General features: G+C 44.3%; 1 pseudogene. It reads right to left on the reverse strand.

Features of this window, described 5'->3' with window-relative positions:
- Positions 1-230, reverse strand: a pseudogene (locus tag AAEZ18_RS19825) (IS3 family transposase); the annotation flags it as partial.

Below are 230 nucleotides of genomic sequence, written 5' to 3' on the forward strand. Positions count from 1 at the left end.
TTTAGTTTAACCATCAGCTTAGCGGCACGATAACGGCTTAATTCAAAATCGTTATTTGTTGCTATTGCTGCTATTGTCCGCGCCCCTGCTGAACCACCGCTCATCGTATGTATTGCTTTAACTTCAGCTTCTAACCTTACTTGCTCAGGTGTCGGCGTTGTATCCCGTATAGCCCAATATCTATAGCTGCTACGATGCACATTGAATACGCTACACAGCAGACTAATTGG

The sequence above is a fragment of the Pseudoalteromonas sp. 19-MNA-CIBAN-0066 genome, from assembly GCF_040308705.1.
Lineage (GTDB): Bacteria > Pseudomonadota > Gammaproteobacteria > Enterobacterales > Alteromonadaceae > Pseudoalteromonas > Pseudoalteromonas nigrifaciens.